This is a genomic window from Parasutterella muris, from assembly GCF_943193095.1.
GTDB classification, from domain to species: Bacteria; Pseudomonadota; Gammaproteobacteria; order Burkholderiales; family Burkholderiaceae_F; genus Parasutterella; species Parasutterella muris.
Map to the genome: position 1 here is coordinate 1 of NZ_CALPCV010000038.1, position 19,421 is coordinate 19,421.

Sequence of the window (19,421 nt, forward strand, 5' to 3'; positions counted from 1 at the left end):
TGAAACGCCTCCACGCCGATGATAGTGAGTTGTATTTCTTGCGAAAGTAGGTAGTCTCCGGGCTCTCCATTCTTAAAGCCTCTTGCTGCAAATGCGGTGAGAGGTTTTATTTTGTCTGTGTGGACGGGGGGGGGTAAAGAAAGATGAAACTCCGACGCTCGATCTGAGTGCCGGAGTTCTTAAACTCGCTTTTACGGTTAATTGCTTAGAAGAAACTAAGCGGCGAAGCCATATTCTTCAAAAGAGCAATCACGCTGTAAGCAGAAGAGAGACTGTTTTTCGGGTTTTCCGGGTCCGGCTTGGACTTGAAGAAAAGTTCCGAATGCATAATGTCATTTTCCAGTGTGATGCGGTGCGTGACTTCTTTGATGCCGGGACGGCTGATCAGGCGGACTTTGGCATCAGTGGCCCCGGAAGCAAGAGATGTCGCTACGGAGACATTGACGTTTCTCGGGAAACCGTGAATCGCATCATGTACGTCGCCGTCAAAAATCAGCTGCTCTTCAGTTGTGCTGACAGTTTTGCCTTCCATATAAGGCGTGCCGATATAGCTTTCAGGCGGTTTTACGCTTTCAATTCTGACTGTTGGATTGCCAATGACGCTGTAGGTTTCCATGACATCCAGGCCGCCGATTGCGCCGCTTGTCACATAGATATGTCTTTTATTCTGTTTCGCGATTTTGACAATATGGTCTCTGAAATTCTTTTCGTCGAGCGCGCCGACTGAAGAGATCACCAGGTCGGCTCCGGCTTCAAGGATTTCCTGAGCATGCTCTTCAACTGCAGAGATTCCCGCGAACTCAACAACAATGTCGGGGCCTAATTCGAGCATTTCGTTGACGTTTCTTGCCGCTCTTCCGCCGACTCGGCTGGCAAGTTCCATAGCGTGTTCATGGTGCTTTGCGCAAACAGTCGTGATGAAATAATCATTACCCAGATGGCGCAGCGCATTGATGCAGAACACCTGACTGACTGATCCGCAGCCTAAAATGGCGATTTTTTTCATTTCCAATCCAAGTTTTTTTGTTAACAGATTCCTTATTTTTACACATAAGGAAAGAAATAGAGTAATTGAATATTAGAAATTTTTTTTCCGATTTGGGCGTATAAAACTTTTTCCATATTCAGTCAACTTTATTCCCGCCTTTTCAATACTTGCGGAAACTTCCGCGATGCACTCCTTGACTTCCTCGGAGAGTGCTCCTGCCGTTTTCGGCCAAAACACGCAGAAAGGAATCGTCAGAGGATCGCTGATCGGGATGGCTTTGCAGTCGTCGCTTACGCTAATCGCCGCAAGGGAGTCCGTTATGTGAACGCCCGCATTCCTTTTTACCATGCGCAGAGCGACTTGTGTAGACGATATCTCCCCCACAATCTGATCTTCTTCCAAGGAAGGAAGAAGCAGATCGCACAGTTTCCTCTCACGCATGTCGTGAGAAAGAAGAATAAAGTTCTCTTTAGCGTAATCCTCTCTTGAGACAACGTCTTTTTGTGAGAGAGGATTGTTTTTTGAACAGACAAGACGCAGAGGCAGCTCTGCGAGCACGCGCTTTTCCATATCGTCATGCTCACTTAAAAGCGTACCGAAACCGATATCAAACGGATGAGAATACTTTGAAAAGTAAATATCTCGACCGTTATGGATATCGAGCGTGACCCGCATATCCTTTTCGTGTCTTTTAAAGATTTTGACGATGGCAGGCAGAATGACATCACTGCAGTGGCGAGCGAGCACCGCTGCTCTCAGAAGTTTGCGTTTGCGTTTTCGGTGAGTCGGATAATCTTCCACGACTTTCCATGCGCGCATCGCTTCCATTGCTACTCGGTAAAACTCTGTGCCCTCGGAAGTCAAAGTGAGCGTTTTATTTCCTCGATCAAAGAGAACGATCCCTATACGCTCTTCAAGCTGGGATAAAACGCGGCTTGCCGCCGAAGGAGAAATGCCCAGTTTATTTGACGCGGCAAGCAGAGAACCCGTCTCAACCACAGCGCAGAAAATTTTTAATGCTTTAGATTTGATTTCCAATTTTGCAACTCGATGGATAACATTTGCACTTTACGTAATATAGCAGATGATTCACAATCTCATCATGTCGAGTTCATTCAACTCGGACAAGAAATGGGTTTTCCACCTCTGCAGTGCCGGGGTGGATTTTTTTGCCCTGCCTTTAAATTGTCTCGCTAAACGACTACTATGTATAGGTCAGTAAACATTGAACCGGTATAGCAGTGATTGAATTATCCGTTAGACATTTAAATGTCACATTACAGAACACACCAATTCTTAACGATGTCTCTTTAGATGTAGAGAACGGAGCTTTTGTCTGCATTGTCGGACCCAGCGGTGCCGGAAAGAGCACCCTGCTCAAGCAGCTCAATCGACTTGATCCCGGCAAAGTGGGCGGGGAAATTCTCTGGCGCGGACAGAATATTGACACCTACGATGTACATCAGCTTCGCAGACAAATTGCCTACATCTTCCAAAAGGCCGTTATGTTTGAAGGGACGACTGAGGAAAATATCAGGATGGCGCTTCAGTACGGTCCGAAGATGTCCGATCAGGAAACTGAGGAGCTTTATCAGCATGCGTTGGAGATCGCTGGAATTACGCCGAATATTCTTAAAACGCCTGCCTCCAGTCTTTCCGGGGGACAGCAGCAGCGTGTCGGCATTGCTCGGGTCATGATGATGGCGCCTCCGGTCCTTCTGTTAGACGAACCGACGGCCTCATTGGATGTGGAAACCAGCAATCATTTCTGCCAGACGCTCAAGCGTATGAAGGGACTTATCGGTATCAAGGACAATATCAAAAAGACCTTCCTGATGGTGACGCACCGTCTGGAAGAAGCGAAATTCCTGGGCGATAAGATTCTGATGCTCGAGGACGGAAAAGTGGTTGAGTATACGGACGCCGCTCAGTTCTTCACTTCACCGACAACAGAGCGCGGCAAAGCGTTCCTGAAAGCAGAAAACCTTTAAGACATCAACTGTCGCCATAGGGTTTACTATTTTTTCATAAACTATCGATCATTCCACAAGGACGATAATTATGAAAATCCTTCACACATCCGATTGGCATTTAGGCAGACGACTGTATGATTTCGACCGCTACGACGCGTTTGAACAGTTTCTGAGCTGGCTTCTGTCAATGATTGAAACAGAGAAAATTGACGCTTTAGTTGTTGCCGGCGATATCTTTGATACTTGCGTCCCGACGCACAGAAGCCAGGCGATGTACTACGACTTCTTGGCCCGTTTGGGCAAGACATGCTGCCGCCATGCTGTTATTGTCGGCGGCAATCATGACTCACCGACGCAGCTGAATGCCCCTCAAAATATTCTTAGTCATTTAGGTATTTATGTCGTCGGCGGAGCTGAAAGCGATCCTGCCAGGGAAATTGTAGAGCTAAGGGACGAGGAGGGAAAACTCGAAGGCGTTGTCTGCGCTATTCCTTATCTGAGAGAGCGTGACATTCTTCGGATCAAAGCTGACAGTCAGCTGAGCAGAGATGAAGAGATTGTCGCGGCGACTAAGGATCACTATGAGACGGTTGTTAAAAAAGCGGTGGAGACGATCGGTTCCAGCCGAGTTCCTCTGATCGCAACCGGTCATTTGATGACCGCAAATTCTAAAGTCGGTCATGATGAAAACGCGCTTTATATCGGTTCACTCGGTATTGTGCCTTCATCCGTGTTTCCGTCCGTCATTTCATATCTGGCATTAGGTCATATCCACAAAGCCCAGCTGATCGGCGGAGACAGAACGCGTAACTACAGCGGCGCTCCGATACCGTTTAATTTTGATGAAGCTTCTCACGCAAAGATCGTCCGCGTGGTGGAATTTGATAAAGAAAAGGTAAAAGCTGTCTCGGATCTTCCAGTTCCCTCTTTTGATCGTATTGTGACAGTACGCGGCAAACTCAGCGACATTGAAATTCAACTGGATCAAATTAAGGTCCTTAGTGAACAGAATCCGTCGCAGCCTGTTTTAGCTCAGATTATTCATGAAGACACTTCTTCGGCGACCAACTTAGTAGAAACCGTTCAAAGACTTATTGCAGGCACAAGCATTCAGGTGGTCCGTGTTGAAGATACTGCGCGCCGCTTTGCTTCGCTTGCCGAGGGAGAGAACGTTTTGACAATAGAGCAGCTTGATCCGATGAGCGTCTTTGACAAGCGGCTTGAGCAGGAAGAAGTCGAGGAAGAGATGCGGGAAAAACTCGTTGCGATATACCGCTCTGTTGTTGATATGGCGCAAATGGGGCAAAGCTTTGCCACTCCTTAACCGCAGCAGAGATCGTTCACTTTTATTCGGAATATCGGCATGAGAATCCATACGCTTAAATTAGAGAATCTGAATTCTATTCAAGGGCAATGGGAGATTAATTTCCTTGATGAATCCTATAAGGGCGGAATTTTTGCCATCACCGGCAAAACCGGCAGCGGCAAGACAACCGTGTTCGACGCGATTTGTCTTGCGCTTTACGGCCAAACTCCGCGCATCTCTTCTATCAGCAACACTTCTGATGAAGTAATGAATCGTCAGAGCGATCAGTGCTCTGCGGAGCTCATTTTTGAATCAGGCGGGCGCATTTTCAGATCCAAATGGAGCCACGCTCGCTCAAGAAGCGGTAAGAACGAAGAAAATTCGTCTGATGGGAAGAAATCTTTCGGAATTGTAAAGCTTTCGCTTGAAGAGCTTAAAGGGGGCACTTGGATGACTCTGGCATCCAAAGTTAAAGAGAAAGCTCAGGCGGTCAAGGAAGTACTCGGACTGGACTTTAATCAGTTCACACGATCTGTCCTGCTTGCTCAGGGAAAATTCTCGGCTTTTCTGAACAGCGGAACAAACGACAAAGCCGATATTCTGGAAGAAATTACCGGTACAGAGATTTATAAGAAGATTTCGCAGGAAGTCTATATCAAGACCAGTCAGCTTAAAAAGCAGCTTGACGAAGAGAAAGAAAAATATGAAAAGTTTGAGATTCTGAGCGATGAGGAGCTCAAGCAGATCGAATCAGGGCTTGTAGAACTGGACAAAAAAATCGAAGAAGAAAAAAAACAAGCTTCTGCCTGTGATGCAAAGCTGGAAAAACTGAAAACACTTGCTGCATTAGAGAAGCGTTGCGAAGAGGCAAAAAACGCATTAGAAAAAATTGAAGCTCAAAAGGAAGGGTTTGATCGGCTGAGAGTAGAAAGGGATCGGGCAAGCGCAGCGGCCGTCATTAAACCGATCTATGACGCTTATGACGAAAGCCGACGCAATTTAAACTCGTCAGAAAAGCAGAAAAATCAGCTCGGTACGGAACTCTCAGAGCTGAAACCCAAACTTACGGTACTTGCGTCTGATCTCTCAGATGCATTGAAAAAGCTTCAGGACACAGAAAGCAAAGCCAAGAAAGATCAGGAGCTGTTTACTTGGGTTGATATTCAGGACGGGAAGATCCGTGAAGAAGCTAAGCAACTTCAGGCTGCGAAGGACGAACTCGAGGTAAGCCGCAAAGAGTACATGACTGCGCAGACAAAGCAGGCCGCATCTGAGAAAGAACTTTCTGATCAGAAAGCTAAAACCGCTCGAGCCGAAAGTTCATTTGCCGAGAAAAAGAATGATGCTCGTCTGTTCGACGAAAGCGACAGGCTTTCCGTGATTCGCAATACGCTTTCCGGACTGGAAACAGTGATCGCGCATGATGAAGACGAACGGACTAGGTTTAGCAAACAGCTTGAAAAGGCTGAAAAAGAAGCGGGAGAACTTGAGAAAATCACTCGGACAGCTATTTCCGCTGTTGCGGTAAAAACAAAGGAAATTGATTTGCTGAAAGGCCACCGAACTGCGCTTTTGGAGGGTAAAACAACGGAAGAGCTTCAGGCGCAGCAGGAGCGGCTTGAGGCTCATCGCGCGGATCTTCTGACCTTGGACCAAAAGCGCTCAACTGCGGAAAAACTTGATACGGAAGTCCGTAAACATCGTGATGCGGTAAAGCAGCTTGATGTATTAGCCAAAGCAAAGGAAGCCGAGATTAACGAACTTTCGGCCAGATACAGCGTATTGGAAAAAAACGTTGACGCTAACGAAAAGCTCGTTGCGATTAATAAATTCATGAAGGAGCGAGCGGCCCTTGTCAGCGGAGAAGCCTGTCCTTTGTGCGGATCCGAACATCATCCTTATGCCGATCAGCTTCCTGCCGGTGTGGCTGAAGCCAAAGTCAAATTGGAAGAAGCTAAGACTGAACTTAAGCAGGCCAGCGAAGACCTCAGCAATAAGACAAAAGAAAATGCGGCTCTTATCGGACAAAAGAAAGCGGAAGAAGGTCAGCTGAAATCCCTTGAGGCTGAATGTCAAGCCGCATCCGAAGACTATAAAGAAGCCTGTAAGCGCGTTTTATCCGTACCTTCTCGGGAATGCGGAGCTGCCCGTATCACAGAGGAAAAGCAGAGGGTCGAGAACGAGATCGTCAAGCTGAAACAGATTAAGCGTGATTACGATAAGACGGTCTCTGAAGTTCAAAAGCAGGAAGCGGAATTAAACCTGCTGAAGGAAAAAAAGACCAGAGCCGATAGCGAGCTTGCCGCAAAGAAAGCAGAGAAGAATACGATCAGTACTCAGCTTCAGCAGCTGGGTAAGGCTCTGTCGGATAATCGAGATAAACTGCAGGACAGCAGGGTTCTTTTTATCAGGGACTTTAGTGCTTACTCGCTGGAAAAGGCAGAGGAAATTACCGCGTCGTTCATCGAAAGGCTTTTGGAGCGGGGCAACGCTTACAACAGGAGCGTCGTCCAATTAAACGAACAGAAGTCAAAAGAAGACAAAATGTCCGGCGTTCTGGAAGTGTTGAAAACGCAGGCAGCGAAACTTCTTAAGGAAGTGAACGATAAAAGCGATAAAGTTCAGACGCTTCAAAAGGTTTATGACCAAAGCTGCGGTGAGCGCAAATCCCGGTTCGGAGAAAAGAGTGTCTCACAGGAGCGGCAAAAGGCCGAACAGGCGCTGAAGCAGGCAAAAGACAATGTGGCCATGCTTCAGGAGCAGAAAGCCGCTGCTGATACGGATTGGGCAACTAAGACAGGACGGCTTGAAGCGGTAGAAAAGGCGCTTAATGAATTGACGCTTCAGACGCAGAAATCTGCAGGTGAGTGGGCTCAGGCACTTATTGATAAAGCCTTCGAGAGTCAGCAGGCATGGAAATCTTCCTGGAAATCCGAAGCGGATTTAGAACTGCTGAAAAAGAAGATTAAAGATTTTGAGGATCTTCAGCTTTCAGCGACTGCGTCACTTAAAACGTCTGCAGAGAATTTGGAAAGTCACAAGGCGGATTGCCCGAAAGAGACAGAGCGAGCGGAGATTGAACGCCAAAGAGTTGACCTTAGAAAAGAGATCGATCAGAACAACGAAGAGATTGGTCGCCTTAAATCGCTGAAGGATCGCGACGCAGAGAATCGTCAGAAAGCGGCTGCAGCGCAAAAAGCGGCAAAAAATCTGGAAAGTGAATACGCTTTGTGGGCAAAGCTCTGCGATTTAATCGGACAAGCAGACGGCGGAAAATACAATAGGTTTGTTCAGGACCTGGTGCTGGTTCAGCTTTTAGAGTGCGCCAATGCCGAACTGAAGAAGCTGAACAGCCGCTTCTATTTGAGTTCGACCAAGGGTAAAAATCTGGAAATCAGTGTCGTGGATACGGCGCTCGGCGGCGTTATCAGGCCGTCGGCCAATCTTTCCGGCGGCGAAACCTTTATTGTGAGTCTTTCGCTTGCGCTCGGTCTTTCAAAGATGGCAAGCAACAATATCCAGATTGATTCGCTCTTTCTTGACGAAGGGTTTGGCACACTAGACTCTGAATCTTTGGAAAAAGCGCTCAGCGTTTTGGGCCAAATCAATCAGGATAAACTCGTCGGAATTATTTCACACGTCGGCGAAGTACAGGAGCGCCTGCCGATTGTGATCCGCGTGGAAACCTCATCGGTTCCCGGAGTTTCAACACTTCAGGGACCGGGCGTAAAGCGAATCGGCTGATTTCTTTGATTTAACCCTATTGCAGCCGATGAAATAATTCACGTCAGTGACATTGAACAGCTTCGCATTATCGGAGAAACTATAGAACATTCGGGCTCTTCTTAATACAGAGCCCGAAATTTAAACATGTTGACAGCTCTTTAAAATAATGCCTAAGCTGTTTCAGGCTTAGCTTGTTCATTAGTTACCGCCGTTGCTAGCTATGTTATTAGTAAAAGAGGAAAGGAGAAGATGGAACACTTATCACAAGCACTCCGGCAGTCCGTTTCTCAGAATAAAGAAATGCAGGAATGTTTGCTCGGAACGATTGACAAAATGGCGGACGGATTGATCGCAGAGAACAGGCAGGCTCGCTCTTCTATTGGTAAATCCTGTACCGGTATTTCTGTTTGCGATGATAACCAACGAGAATTTGTGAAAGCTGATGCTTTCACAAAAGATCTTTTGGCAAAGACCAAAGACAGCAAGATCACAGATGAAAAAAATTCTTCGTTAGATTTACAGAACTGGACTTGCTTACGGGTTCATGTAAAGTTTCACTCGAAAACGAAGGGCCGGAAGAGCGAATCAACGGACAAATCAGCGATCCCTTACTCTCTAACCAAAACACCCCGTACGTGCAGGCATTTGCTCTTGGGAAAGCGCTTCAAGTGAAAGGAAAAGCAACCCTTTCAGAAGAAGGAGAAATCACGAAACTGTTTATTAATGATGCTGTTGCATCAGAGTAAAAATAGGCCCAAAATTTCCCTTTTTTGACTCTCAATGTAAGAACTTCGGAAGTTTTGAGTTTAAATTCAGCGGGACATTTTTTGAGCAGAAGATGTCCCGCTTATCGTTTTTTTGCCTACAATCCCTCCAAAAAGGGGAGAATATGCAATTAACACAGAATCAGGCAACCTTGATCGGCTGCACCGCGCCGATATTCTGGGGGCTGTCTGTCTCGCTGGTTCGGTTGATTTCCGATACGATCGGAATCGGATTGGGCCTGGCAATCAATTACCTCATTGCCTTCGTTTTTGTGTGGTTCGCTTTCGGTTTTCCAAGATTTAGCCGCCTCCCTCTGAAATACTATATTTTCGGTCTGGGTTCCGCGATCGGTACCTCTCTGACTTTTGCGATCTCACTATCCATCTCCAGCAGCGGGACTCAGGCAATGGAAGTCGGAATGGTTAATTACCTTTGGCCCTCTCTCACGATTTTCTTTGCTGTGCTTTTTAACGGTCAGAAGGCAAAGTGGTGGATCTCCATCGGAGTGGCACTCGCGATTTACGGGATCTGTATGGTGCTCTCCGGCTGTATTCTTGTCGACTTCGCAAGCATGTGGGATCATGTAAAAACTAATCCGCTGGCTTACTTCCTGGCACTCTGGGCCGCAATATTCTGGGCGGCGTATTCGAATTTCACAAGAGCATGGGCTAACGGGGAAGATCCTACGACCGTCATTTTCGGTCTGAATATGCTGATTTTTAATTCGATTTGGTTGCTTGATCTCGCTCCGAGCAGAGAATTCAGCATGAAGGGGCTTGGGATTGTCATACTGACAGCGATGGTGATGGGAGGCGCGTACGGCCTGTGGACCTTTGGTGTGCAGAAGGGAAAAATCGCAATTATGGCGATCGCTTCTTACTTCACGCCGGTCCTGTCCTGCGTGTTTGCGTCTTTTCTCATCGGGGCATCGCTGAACCACGCCTTCTGGGCCGGAGTGGCAGTTGTTGCCGGCTCCTTCGTCTGTTGGGCTGCTACCAGAGATTGAAATTAAGAAGATTTAAAAAATATTAAGAAGATTTTTTAAATACGGTTCTTTGACGTCCTACAATTATTTAACACCTTCATAAGGAGCCGCTATTTATGAAAAATCTTATCGCTGCATCGCTTCTTTTTAGTTTTGCCGCTGTTTCTCAGGCGCACTTCGGCAGTGTGATCCCGGATAAACAGATCGTTGAAGATCAGAAAGACAGCACGGTCACCCTCACAGCCGCTTTTAATCATCCGATGGAACAAAGCGGTATGAACATGGCCAAGCCGAAGAATCTTTCTGTGATTGTTGACGGCAGGAAGACCGATCTGACCGATACACTGAAGCCTGCAAAAGTATTGGATAAGGACGCTTGGATTACACAGTACAAAGTGATTCGTCCGGGCCTGTATGAATTTGTTCTTGAGCCGCAGCCTTATTGGGAGCCTGCCGAAGACAAATTCATTATGCACTACACCAAGGTTATGGTCCCGGCTTACGGTGTAGAAGACGGTTGGGAAATCCCCGCCGGGCTCAAGACTGAAATCATTCCGCTGACCCGTCCTTTCGGCAACTATGTCGGCAATATTTTCCGCGGTAAGGTCGTTGTTGACGGCAAACCTGCGGCAAACGTTCCGGTTGAAGTCGAGTACTACAACGTAGATAAGCGCGTTAAAGCGCCCAATGACATCTTTATCACACAGGTTGTGATGACCGACGATCAGGGAACTTTCTCGTACTCTGTTCCCTGGGAAGGCTGGTGGGGTTTTGCCGCGCTTAGCGAGGCCGACTACAAGATTAAGCATGAGGGTGTTGATAAACCGGTAGAAATCGGTGCGGTACTCTGGACTGAATTTGTGACGCCTTCGTTTAAATAATGCATATCGCTGAGGGAGTGTTATCCGCGCCGGTTTTGATTGCCGGTGCGGCAGCGGCCGCAGTAGGCGTCGCTTACGGTCTGAGAAAGATTCAAACGGATCATCTGATGCTGGCAGGATTTCTCGGAGCCGTGTTTTTCGTCGCAAGTCTGATTCACGTGCCGGTCGGTTTTTCCAGTGCGCATCTGATTATGAACGGATTGATCGGGGCAGTCCTCAGCGCGGCGGCTTTTCCTGTTATTTTCGTTGCGCTGCTTCTGCAGGCAGTTCTTTTCCAATTCGGCGGTTTTACGGTTCTGGGCGTGAACACTGCGACAATGGGCCTTGGGGCGGCAGCCGCCGGCCTAATCTTTCATTGGATCAGCGGTAAAAGCGCCGATAGGCATTTAAAAGCGGCCGGTTTTGCTGCCGGCTTTTGCGGCGTGCTGATTTCGGGACTTTTAACGGCGCTTGCGCTCGCCTTCACCAGCGAGGGATTTGTGGCTGCGGCTTGGGCGATTTTCTTCTCCAATCTTCCTATCATGATTGTGGAGGGAATTATTACGGCTATCGCTGTGGTATACATCAGAAAAAGTGATCCCGGAGTCTTTGATGAACATCGTTAAACTGATTTACGGAGCCGCGGCTTTGATCGCCGTCGCGGCAGCGGGCTCGGCTCAGGCGCATAGGCTGAATGTGTTTGCTTATCCTCAGGCTGATCAGGTATGCGCGGAAGCGAAATTCGCAAATGGCGCGCCTGCGCGCGGAGCTGAAGTTAACTTTATCAACGACGCGGGAGAATCCGTTCTTAAAGCGGTAACCTCCGATGAAGGCAAAGTCTGTATTGCGCTTCCCGCCAGATTTAAGGCCGCTCCGCTGACGGTTGTCGTGAACGCGGGAGAGGGACATCAGAATCGATGGAAAATCAGCAGAGAAGAGTTTTCCGGAGCGGAAGCCTCTAAAGAACCGCTTCTTCTGACGTATGAGCCGAAGAAAACGGATAGCGTCACTTCTTCGGATCCGAAACTTTACACACAGAAGGATTTAGACAACGCGGTTCGGCTTGCCAAAGAAGATCAGGAGACAAAAGTGATTGTTCCGCTTCGCCGTGAGCTTGCTCAAGCTCAAAATCCTGAGATTTCTTTGAGAGATATTGTCGGCGGTCTCGGCTGGCTTATCGGACTTGGCGGAATCTTTGCATGGCTGAGCGCAAGACGGAAAAAATAATGGACGCGAGGACATTTACGCCCGCCGCAAGAATATTGAGCGCATTTATTTTTGCGGCTCCGGTGTCTGTCCTTCCTAATTGCGAAAGTGCTTTTGCCGCCCTGGTCTTTGCGCTCTCCGCGGTTTTATTTTTCAAACCGAACGCGTCTCACTTTGTGAAACGCGCCGTCCAAATCAATATTTTTATTCTTTTCATTTGGCTTCTGACGCCTTGGACAACGCCGGGTGAACCGCTTTGGGGCTGGGTTACAAAGCAGGGCGTTGAATTATCCGCATTGGTGACAATTAAAGCGAATGCGCTCTTTATGATTTTCATTACGCTTGTCAGCAGTCTGAGTTTTTCTCAGCTTGCCTATGGATTCCATAAGATAGGATTCTCTGACAAACTGGTGGCGATTATTTTGTTCTGTGCCCGCGGTATCGATATTTTTGAAAAAGAGTATCGACAGATGGTTGAAGCCGCAAAACTCCGCGGTTTTGTGCTGAAAGCGGATCGAAGAACATACCGAACAGTCGCGGCGATGATTTCTCTTCTTTTCGCAAAGGCTGTTCGCCGCAGTCGAGTGCTGGACGAAGCGATGAAACTTCGCGGTTTCAACGGTAAAATCCGAACACTGAATGTATACCCGTCCACACGGACGGATGTTTTTATGACGGCGCTTTTTTGTGCCGCGGCTATTCTTCTGAGTGTGTACGGATGGACGATTTAGAAAACCGGGTGGTTTTAGAAATTAAAAATCTGAGCTTTTCCTATCCTGACGGAGAGGAACTTCTGAGCGGCTTAAATTTCCGTCTCGAGAAGGGCTGCAGTGCAGGAATATGGAGCCCGAACGGGACCGGTAAAACTTCACTTTTTAAAATCATCACCGGTTTATTAAAAGCCAAGAGCGGAGAAATTCTGCTCTATGGAAAATCCGTACAGACGGAAGAAGACTTCCGGGCGCTTAGGCTGAAAGTGGGATTTGTGCTCCAGCATCCCGATGATCAGCTTTTCTTTCCGGAGGTGATTGATGATGTGGCGTTTGGCCCGCTGAACGAAGGTTTATCAGAGGAGGAAGCTTGGGTACGGGCGCATGAAACGCTGGTCTCTCTAGGTATTGAACATTTGGAGCATTCTCTGAGTTTTGAGCTCTCGGGCGGACAGAAAAAACTTGTGACGCTGGCGGCGGCTCTTTCGATGAAACCGGACGTTCTTCTGCTGGATGAACCCACGAACGGGCTGGACGCGGCAGCAAGAAAGCGCCTTATTGAGATTATTAATCGCTTTGAGGGTGAGAAGATCATCATCAGTCATGATCCGGACATGCTGGCCGAGACCTGCAGCCGCTTCTTTACGATTACCGATAAAAAGCTTTCTGAGATTAAAGCGCCTCAGATCCATGAGCATCGTAATAGTCATTTCTTCGGCGCAGAACAGCATTCCCATAATTAGCAGGGATTGGTTTTGGAAGAATCCGATTCTGTAGGATAAAACCTATCTCAATTGTCACGAAGAAAAATGTCGGATTTCACAATTAAAAAAGTCTGCGGCGACAACCCTTATCGAGCGGCTGTCCGTCGTATTTACATGCAGTCCTTTCCGCTCTTTGAACGAGTTTCTCTTGAGCCCTTCTTTACCTGCTCTGTGAACGGAGCAGAGATGTTCGTGCTGCTTCGGGAAAATGAAGCGGAAGCTTTCTTCTGTACATTAAAAAGAGGACGTTTCTTTTATCTTTTTTATATCGCGGTTGATGAGAAAAAACGGGGCAGAGGCATTGGAAGCGACGTAATCAAAGCCGCAATCGAGATGGCAGCAGGCAAAGTCATCTTTCTTGACTGCGAAGGCATTTATCCGGGATGCACGGATCGGGCCAAGCGTGTGAAGCGTTTATGTTTTTACCGTAAAAACGGTTTTAGAGAGGTTGGCGGTCTGCACGAGTGGCGCGGAGAAAAGTTTGTGACGCTTGTTCATGGCGATGCCGAAATCTCAGAAGAGGATATTCAGGACTTTTGGCGCGTGTTTGGAAAACTCTGGGATTCAGAGGACGTGGTCGGTGATTTGGATAAAGTCTAAAGAGAGCGTCTGTCTTGGTACTTAGGCACCAAAACGGATGAACAAGAACGCTATAAAGCAATACTCAATATAAACTTTACAGCGATACAAAAGAGATGAGTAAATGACAGAAACCGGCATTGTGAAAGAATTTAAACGTTATATTGAAACCATTGAAGAAGCTGTTGAAGACGGTCTTGGTAGAGAGAATCCGAGCAACTTTAAAAGAGACGCGCTGAAACCCTTTTCTCCGCATGAAAGAAAGCTGATTGCCGAAGAGATAAAAGAGCAGAAAAAACAGCTTTAACAGATTTTTGATGTTTCGCCGGGAACGGACTCGACCGGACATATGAGTGATCGATATTCTCGGCGATATTCTTGAAAAACACCTGAAATAAACGGGTGCTTTTACCTATAATTTCAAGCAAATATTCATTTTTGACAATGAGCGGCCTCATTGGTACGGAATTTAAAAATGATGAAATCCCTTCTTTTAGCTTTAGCAGCAGTTCCCTTGTGCGTATTCGCTTCTGATCAGGCGCCGAAGTGCGATGCTGAAGGCGGTCAGGCGTGTTTTGAGGCGGCGATTGAATATCATCGCGCTCAAGCCTATGACAAAGCGCTTTTGTGTGCGGAAAAATCCTGCATGGAAGGCCACGGCGGCGGATGCTTCTATCTTGGTTTTGCTCGTCAGCAGAAAGGGGAGCATGCGCAGTCCAATCCGTTTTATGAAAAGGCCTGCTCGGCCGGGTATGCCGCAGGCTGCCTGTCGCTTGGAAATAATTATCGCCTCGGCCTCGGTGCAGAGGTTTCAGAAGAGAAGTCCCGCGCCTATTATCAGCGCGCGTGCGATCTCGGTGAGGAGCTCGGATGCTCGCATCTGAAACCGCATGCAGGCTCAATGCACTAAGAATAAATTTCGAAAGGATACCTTTTATGTTTAATGTCAAACCACTTTGCGCCGCTTTGGTTTTAGGCGCCGGTTTTTCTGCCTCGGCATATGCGGAAACTGATGTCTATCATCATGCGTTTGACGCGTTGGGTACGGTGGTCACAACGCAGTTTAAGACGGAGAGCCAGGAGAAAGCCGGTTACTGTGAGAAGGTGACAGAAGACGAAGTCAATCGACTTGAACTTCTGCTATCCGCTTATAAGCCCGACAGTGACTTATCTCGTTTAGGCGCGGCCAAAGGCGAGTGGATCAAAATTTCCAAAGACACGACGGATATTTTGGAGAGGACCAAAGAAGTCTGCGCGATGACTCATGGCGCGCTCGATCCGACCGTCGGCACTCTGGTCAAACTTTGGAGCGTCGACCATGACAATCACCGCGTACCGAGTGATAAAGAAATTGCGGAGGCGCTTCCGAAAGTTGACTGGACCAAGATAGAAGTAAAGAAAGAGGGCGATCAGTATTACGGAAAGATCGGGGCAGGTCAGGAAATAACGCTTGGCGCGACCGGCAAAGGTTTTATCGCGGATAAAGTGATTGAGAAACTCAGAGCGGCCGGCTGTAAAGACGCGCTCATCAGTCTTGGCGGCAATGTGATCACAAGCGGGACGAACTACAGCGGCAATCCTTGGCTGATTGGTCTGCAGGAGCCCGATCTCAAGAGAGGCGGATATTTTGCGGCGGTCCCTTCTCGCGACGAATCGGTTGTGACGAGCGGCGACTACGAGAAGTTTTTTATTAAAGACGGAAAGAAATATCATCACATTTTGGATCCGCGGACGGGACGTCCGGTTCCCGCGACCTTGTCTTCCGTGTCGATTATTCATAAGAATTCGGCTTATGCCGACGGCTTATGCACTTCTCTTTTTGTGATGGGCTGGCAGGGCGCGATTGATTTTCTGAGAGCGCATCCGGAACTTAAAGCCGTATTGGTGGATGAGCCGCTGAAAACCGTTGTGTACACACCGAATTTGGACGACGAGATCAAGTTCACTAATGAGAACTTTAGGATCGGTGTGATTGAGCCGTTAGAAGCGGATAAGGGCCAAAAGGCGAGTGAACCGAAAGCAGGCGATCAGAAGTAGCGAGTCAAGATTTTCTGATTAAAGAAAGGATCGGGCCGGAGATGTTTTCCGGTCTGATCTTTTTTTTGTTTGACGAAAAGGCGCACTCAGAAGAGCCTTTGGAGAAAAAAATAAAGCGGCCGCTTTGACAGTGACCGCTTTACGCAGATATCAGATTAAAGGTTTACTTTTTCTGAGCTGAAGCTCCCGATACGGCTTGAGCCGGTGCTGCTTTAGTTGCCGGAGCCGGAGCGGCAGCGGGTTTTGCAGCAGGAGCGCTGGCGCCGGATACTGACTGAGCAGGCGCTGCCGCAGGAGCGGGCTTCACAGTGTTGGAAGCGGCACCGATCGGCTCTTTCGTCTTCTGATAGAGTTCCTGAGCGATCTTAGCTGCGTCCTTGGACTGGTTAACCGTCTGAGTATTGCCGGTTGAAGCGCCGCTGACAGAAGACGGGTTGTAAGGTTGAGCGTCTTTCTGAAGCTGTTCGGGGGTCAGATTGGCGGGCGGCATCGGGCTTGCGCTTGAGGAAGCGTCTACCGGGAAGAGCCAAGCTTCATCGAGATTCGGGTATGTGCCGTTATCTTTGATGTAAGCGTCAATCTTTGTGTAATTGTGACCTACGTCCTTATGGCAGGCGAGGCAGTCAAGTGTTTGGTTTTGGTAAAGGGCATGCCAAGCGCCGATTGAAGGATTGTTTTTATCCCACATTCTGGAGAGGTCATGACAGCCTCTGCAGGTGTGATAGTTCGTTTCGCGGAACCATTGTATTTCGCCGGCTTCGATACCGGGGCGTTGCTGCATCCAGAGTGTCGGGGTACTGAAGTTTCCAATGATTTGTCCGAAAGCGCTGTGAGAAGCGGCGACCACTTTATGACCGAGCAGGCTGATATAGCCGATTGGTCCGAGTGTGTTTTCGGAAGCGTTATACAAGTGGCAGTCGGAGCAGTCTGCGGTTTTGCCGCTCGCGGTACGCGCATGTGAGCCCTGTTTCCATGCGTATGCGACACCGTTCATTGTGTGGCATCCGGTGCTGCAGAATTTCTCGGATCCGAGCCAGTTAACCGCAGAAACCAGTCCGCAGACGGAGAGGATTCCGCAGATAAATGCCGCGCAGAGGATCCAGAATAGTGTCCACTTTGTTTTGAGAGTGATCATAATTTTCCCCAACTCCGAGGCGCCTCATAAAGCCTGAGGCGCCCGGAAATGTTCTGCGGTGCCGAGAGGCACCGCATCAGCCGTAAGGCTTAGAAGGACGTTGCCATACCTACAACAGCTGTGTAGCCGTCGAGGTCGGATCCGTCGAGAGCCTTATAGGCGTTGCCGTAAGCAACTCCGCCGTAAAGCAGAGTTCTCTTGGAGAGCGGATACGTGTATGCAGAGCCGACAGACCATGCGCTGTATTTCGTACCGTCGTCCTTGATCTTGCCCTTAACACCGTTGAGCTGCAGCATCAGGTTGCCGCCCCAAAGCGGTGTTGCCACAGAGATAGAAGCCGCGTTCTGGTTTGCTCCCTTGGTGTAGGAAGAAGCGGCAGAAGCTCCGGAGGTTGCGCTTGCAGAAGTGGAAGCGCCCGAAGATGCGTTAACCGGGAACTGGTTGTAGTTCGGCATTCTTGTTGCGTGCTGTGTGTACTGATATGCGCCGTACAGTGTGAAGCTACCGAAGTCATAAGAAGCGCCCGCCGTGATGATATTTGTTTTATCGATCTTAGTGGTGTTGCCCTTATGGTCTTCCATTTCGTACATCAGGTTCGAATTGAAGTTACCGACATCGTATGTCATACCGAGGCCGTAGTAGTGGGAGTTCTTAGACCACTTATCGGTATCGGAGCTGACGCCGTTGGAGTACATGGCCGTGAACTGCAGACCGTTCCATTCCTGGGTGCGGTATGCGATGGAGTTATTCTGCCATCCGGTCAGATAGAAGACGCCCTGAAGGTCACCGATCACAGACATGCCTGTACCGATAGCGCTTCCGCCGAGCATACTGTAGTCACCGTCACCGGAGGAGAGGCCGCCCTGACGACCGAATGTTAAACGGCCCCAATGTCCCTGCAGACCGAGGAAAGCCTGATTATTAAAGCCGCCTGATGAGGAAGTGGAGTGGTTAGTCGCGATGGACTCGCCGTTGTTCAGTCTGAAGGCCTGCTGCAATGTAAAGATGACCGCATTGCCGTTGCCGATATCTTCGACACCTTTGATACCCCAGCTGGTCCAATACCAGTTGCCGCTTGTCAGTTCAACTGTTGCGGACTTACCTTTTGTCTTGTGCAGTTTGATACCGGCGTCCAATTCACCGAAGAGTGTGATGGAAGAAGTTGTCGCATCCATCGGGATATTTGCGATCGCGGAGCTTGCGTGGCTCACGTTAATGGAGTGGCCGGAGTGGCCGCGTCCGAAAGCAACGCCTCTTGCGTGTCTCTGAGGACCCGAGCGGAAGCGAACGCCTTTAGTTGCTGTGGAACTGTCTTGGGCCGCCGCAGCTTCGGTGGCGCCGGAAGTTGTATCTGTTTCAGCAGCAGATACGTAAAAAGCCGGGACTAAAGCAGCTGAAATCGTCAGCGCTAATAATGTCTTTTTTGTCATATCAACACCTGCACTTAAAACTACTGGGTTAAAAATCGTTGGAACTTTTATTCCATGGGGACAGTGTGGGAAGCGACATCTTTTGTAAGTACTAACCCGACCCTAATTTAGGTTGTAAAAATTAGTTTCCTTATTAAATATTTAATCAAGATTTAACTAATTAATACGCGTATATTCCCTGAGGGTGAAGTATTTTACGTAAGAAATACTTAAGAATTTAATCAAGTTTAAGAAAACTCTGAATGGGGAAAAAATTCTTGGAAATGTTGCTTTTTTGCAACGGATTTGCTTTTATGCAGATAAATTTTTTACAGGAAGCAAAATTTTAGGCTTCGGTCGCCTTGGTTTAGCCGCGGGCAGAAACAATTGCCATTAGAGAAAGCCTTTGGCTTCTTAGCCCGTTTTTAGCTCTTTAGTGTACGCAGTCTGAGAGGGAGGAGAGGGCGAATATTGGGTTAAAAGAAGTATTTTCTCGGAGGTGCTGTTTTGGTTATCGACAGAAGCGGTTTTGGAGAGGATTTTAAGGTTTAGATGGAGGAGAATTTTTGACGTTTCGTTGTTTATTCCTAAATTCTTGTCGGGCATTCTCTGATTTCCGCGGAATCTTCCTGAAGTCGCACAATATATTTTCAAATTCGGGCCCGATATTTCACCAGTGCTGTTTCTGCAGTGGTGCCGGTGTCGTCAATTTTTGTCTTTGTAATTTTGAGAATAGGTTTGTCGCCGGCTGTTTTAATTGTGTTTGCAGTGTCGTATTAAATTGCAGTTCGGGATGGCGAAGAGTAGCTGAGTTTGGAAGGAATGTGAAATCGTGAGATAGGTGAGAATGAAGAGCAGTGGAGGGAGTTGTTTAAAGAGATTTACCGTGAGCCAAGATTTTCAGGTTCGACGCACGATATTAATAAAAAATCTGAATAATATCTGCGAAAATTTCTGATAATTGCATGAATTTATTAG

General features: G+C 48.0%; 18 protein-coding genes and 1 pseudogene. 15 read left to right on the forward strand and 4 right to left on the reverse strand.

Annotation, left to right across the window (positions count from 1 at the left end; all coding sequences use genetic code 11):
• Positions 1 to 205 precede the first annotated feature (205 nt).
• Positions 206 to 1,006 carry an aspartate dehydrogenase domain-containing protein gene (locus NFR90_RS10725; protein ID WP_251452965.1) on the reverse strand — a complete coding sequence of 267 codons (801 nt, stop codon included), beginning with the start codon at positions 1,004 to 1,006 and terminating at the stop codon, positions 206 to 208.
• Between the two features lie 72 nt (positions 1,007 to 1,078).
• Positions 1,079 to 2,026: a LysR family transcriptional regulator gene (locus NFR90_RS10730; protein WP_251452968.1), complete on the reverse strand. Its 948-nt coding sequence runs from the start codon at positions 2,024 to 2,026 to the stop codon at positions 1,079 to 1,081.
• Between the two features lie 203 nt (positions 2,027 to 2,229).
• Here NFR90_RS10730 and NFR90_RS10735 point away from each other — a divergent pair, with 203 nt between their 5' ends.
• From NFR90_RS10735 to NFR90_RS10800, 15 genes and pseudogenes are all read left to right on the forward strand, one after another.
• Positions 2,230 to 2,979, forward strand: coding sequence for an ABC transporter ATP-binding protein (locus tag NFR90_RS10735; protein ID WP_251452971.1), 750 nt, complete (start codon positions 2,230 to 2,232; stop codon positions 2,977 to 2,979).
• 70 nt (positions 2,980 to 3,049) lie between these two features.
• A complete protein-coding gene (locus tag NFR90_RS10740) occupies positions 3,050 to 4,285 on the forward strand; it encodes an exonuclease SbcCD subunit D C-terminal domain-containing protein (RefSeq protein ID WP_251452973.1) in 1,236 nt (411 codons plus the stop codon).
• Between the two features lie 39 nt (positions 4,286 to 4,324).
• Positions 4,325 to 8,011, forward strand: a complete 3,687-nt coding sequence (locus tag NFR90_RS10745) for an AAA family ATPase (RefSeq protein WP_251452975.1) — start codon at positions 4,325 to 4,327, stop codon at positions 8,009 to 8,011.
• 174 nt (positions 8,012 to 8,185) lie between these two features.
• Positions 8,186 to 8,443, forward strand: a pseudogene (locus tag NFR90_RS11760) (DUF7946 domain-containing protein); the annotation flags it as partial.
• Between the two features lie 80 nt (positions 8,444 to 8,523).
• Positions 8,524 to 8,739: a DUF7947 five-stranded beta-barrel domain-containing protein gene (locus tag NFR90_RS11765; protein WP_443094411.1), complete on the forward strand. Its 216-nt coding sequence runs from the start codon at positions 8,524 to 8,526 to the stop codon at positions 8,737 to 8,739.
• A 143-nt stretch (positions 8,740 to 8,882) separates the two neighbouring features.
• On the forward strand, positions 8,883 to 9,764 hold the full coding sequence (yddG, locus tag NFR90_RS10755; RefSeq protein WP_251452985.1) for an aromatic amino acid DMT transporter YddG: 882 nt from the start codon (positions 8,883 to 8,885) through the stop codon (positions 9,762 to 9,764).
• A 95-nt stretch (positions 9,765 to 9,859) separates the two neighbouring features.
• Complete coding sequence (locus NFR90_RS10760; RefSeq protein WP_160335295.1) at positions 9,860 to 10,624, forward strand: DUF4198 domain-containing protein; 765 nt, start codon at positions 9,860 to 9,862, stop codon at positions 10,622 to 10,624.
• Positions 10,624 to 11,229, forward strand: a complete 606-nt coding sequence (gene cbiM, locus NFR90_RS10765) for a cobalt transporter CbiM (protein ID WP_251452988.1) — start codon at positions 10,624 to 10,626, stop codon at positions 11,227 to 11,229. The genes NFR90_RS10760 and cbiM overlap by 1 nt, the downstream gene beginning before the upstream one ends.
• Positions 11,216 to 11,830 carry a NikL family nickel/cobalt ECF transporter subunit gene (locus NFR90_RS10770; RefSeq protein ID WP_237178752.1) on the forward strand — a complete coding sequence of 205 codons (615 nt, stop codon included), beginning with the start codon at positions 11,216 to 11,218 and terminating at the stop codon, positions 11,828 to 11,830. The genes cbiM and NFR90_RS10770 overlap by 14 nt, the downstream gene beginning before the upstream one ends.
• The gene (locus NFR90_RS10775) at positions 11,803 to 12,540 is read left to right on the forward strand and encodes an energy-coupling factor transporter transmembrane component T family protein (protein WP_202074566.1); all 738 of its coding nucleotides are present in this window, start codon (positions 11,803 to 11,805) and stop codon (positions 12,538 to 12,540) included. The genes NFR90_RS10770 and NFR90_RS10775 overlap by 28 nt, the downstream gene beginning before the upstream one ends.
• Complete coding sequence (locus NFR90_RS10780; protein ID WP_251452991.1) at positions 12,528 to 13,262, forward strand: energy-coupling factor ABC transporter ATP-binding protein; 735 nt, start codon at positions 12,528 to 12,530, stop codon at positions 13,260 to 13,262. The genes NFR90_RS10775 and NFR90_RS10780 overlap by 13 nt, the downstream gene beginning before the upstream one ends.
• 66 nt (positions 13,263 to 13,328) lie before the next feature.
• On the forward strand, positions 13,329 to 13,883 hold the full coding sequence (locus NFR90_RS10785) for a GNAT family N-acetyltransferase (protein WP_160335298.1): 555 nt from the start codon (positions 13,329 to 13,331) through the stop codon (positions 13,881 to 13,883).
• Between the two features lie 103 nt (positions 13,884 to 13,986).
• On the forward strand, positions 13,987 to 14,169 hold the full coding sequence (locus NFR90_RS10790) for a hypothetical protein (RefSeq protein WP_160335299.1): 183 nt from the start codon (positions 13,987 to 13,989) through the stop codon (positions 14,167 to 14,169).
• A gap of 168 nt (positions 14,170 to 14,337) precedes the next feature.
• On the forward strand, positions 14,338 to 14,772 hold the full coding sequence (locus tag NFR90_RS10795) for a tetratricopeptide repeat protein (RefSeq protein ID WP_160335300.1): 435 nt from the start codon (positions 14,338 to 14,340) through the stop codon (positions 14,770 to 14,772).
• A 26-nt stretch (positions 14,773 to 14,798) separates the two neighbouring features.
• Complete coding sequence (locus NFR90_RS10800) at positions 14,799 to 15,899, forward strand: FAD:protein FMN transferase (RefSeq protein ID WP_251452994.1); 1,101 nt, start codon at positions 14,799 to 14,801, stop codon at positions 15,897 to 15,899.
• Between the two features lie 163 nt (positions 15,900 to 16,062).
• Here the strand turns inward: NFR90_RS10800 and NFR90_RS10805 are convergent, their stop codons facing one another.
• Both NFR90_RS10805 and NFR90_RS10810 read right to left on the reverse strand, forming a co-directional pair.
• Complete coding sequence (locus NFR90_RS10805) at positions 16,063 to 17,034, reverse strand: cytochrome c3 family protein (protein WP_251452997.1); 972 nt, start codon at positions 17,032 to 17,034, stop codon at positions 16,063 to 16,065.
• A gap of 89 nt (positions 17,035 to 17,123) precedes the next feature.
• On the reverse strand, positions 17,124 to 18,464 hold the full coding sequence (locus NFR90_RS10810; RefSeq protein WP_251453000.1) for a porin: 1,341 nt from the start codon (positions 18,462 to 18,464) through the stop codon (positions 17,124 to 17,126).
• Positions 18,465 to 19,421: the final 957 nt, after the last annotated feature.